The organism is Parahoeflea alexandrii (assembly GCF_027214025.1).
In the GTDB taxonomy this organism is placed as follows: Bacteria; Pseudomonadota; Alphaproteobacteria; order Rhizobiales; family Rhizobiaceae; genus Hoeflea; species Hoeflea alexandrii_A.
Genome location: NZ_JAPWHB010000024.1, coordinates 1 through 1,352 on the forward strand (window position 1 = coordinate 1; position 1,352 = coordinate 1,352).

The following is a 1,352-nucleotide window of genomic DNA, read 5'->3' on the forward strand; positions in this document are numbered from 1 at the left end:
GATTGAGCAACCTGTTGTCTGGAAATTCCCGGATGGGGTGATCATGCATCCTGGCATTCCCATTTGATGTAGGCCTTTGTGTCGGCGGCCCATTTGTCGTCGATCTCGACCAGCACTGCGCTGACCAGCCGTTCGAGCGCGGCCTCGTTGGGAAAGACCCTGACCTTGATTGTGCGGCGCTTGAGTTCTTGCTGCACACCTCGCTCCATAGGGTTGGATGTGCGCATGCGACGGCGATGGTGTTCGGGCAAGGCAAACACAGCGAGCCCTTCAGGCGCGGCCTTTTTCAGCCATGCGGCAAGTTTCGGCGCGGTGTCACGGTACGCAGAGACCAACTCGGCCAGGGCGGTTTCGGCCTTGGCCAGGGAACCAGCGTTCCAGACCGCGCGCAGCTCGGTCCCGATACATTTTCGGATTGCGACACTCGGCGCGTGATGGATTGCATTCTGGGCCAGGTGGAATTGGCAACGCTGCCATTGCGCTGCTCCGAAGACAGCCCTGCGCGCGGCTTGTAGTCCTGCGTGGTCATCGGACACGATGTATTCCACGCCCCGTAGGCCGCGTGCATGGAGGCTGCGAAGGAAATCGCGCCAATGGACCTCCGCCTCCGACAGGGCAACCGAGACCCCGAGCACCCGGCGGCGCTCGTCTGGGCCGATGCCAACGGCGGAGAGAACAGCGACATCGCGGACCACACCGCACACGCGTGCTTTCTCATAACGAGCATCAAGAATAAGGTATCTGCATTCGCCCAGGGGGCGGTTGCGCCAAGCCTCCAGTTCTTCATCAAGCAGTTTCGTGGCGCGGCTGACCTGGGTAGACGACAGGCTTTCGATGCCGAACTCGCGCATGACCGCCTCGGCTTCGCGCGTCGAAACGCCCTTGATGTACATCTCGGCCACGGCAAGCATCACTGCCCGCACCGACCGGCGGCCGCGCTCCAGAGAGTGCGGATAGAACGGTTCACCCTCATGGCCGGCTGTCTTGGGAACCTGCACGGTGACCGTGCCTGCAGGCGTGTCGATCCGCTTGGGCTTGTAACCATTGGCGTAGCCCTGCCGCCCGGCGGTACGCTCGTAAATGCCGGCACCGAGAAACCGTTCACGCTCGATCTGCATCGCCAGCTCAAAGGCTCGCGCAAAGACCGTAGCGATGTCGCCAGGCCCATGTTCGATCAGATGTTCCAAGAGGGCCTCAACCGTCGTATCCTTCTGCCTGTCCATTCACGCTTCTCCATGGTGGTGTTGCAACTCCATGGAATACCAGAGTGGATCGCCCCTGCCGGGCCACGCCTTGGCAGGGGCTCATGGCACCTGCGCAAAAGCAATTTCCAGACGTCAAGTTACAGTACC

Annotated in this window: 1 protein-coding gene; it reads right to left on the reverse strand. The window is 61.4% G+C overall.

Translation table 11 applies throughout. The features are described from left to right. Positions 1-41: 41 nt before the first annotated feature. Positions 42-1,223 carry an IS256 family transposase gene (locus tag O4H62_RS26260; RefSeq protein WP_269391843.1) on the reverse strand — a complete coding sequence of 394 codons (1,182 nt, stop codon included), beginning with the start codon at positions 1,221-1,223 and terminating at the stop codon, positions 42-44. Positions 1,224-1,352: the final 129 nt, after the last annotated feature.

What these genes read in the sequence shown, in the direction of transcription:
- O4H62_RS26260 (WP_269391843.1), bottom strand. Translation starts at nt 1,223, where the DNA reads ATGGACAGGCAGAAGGATACGACGGTTGAGGCCCTCTTGGAACATCTG.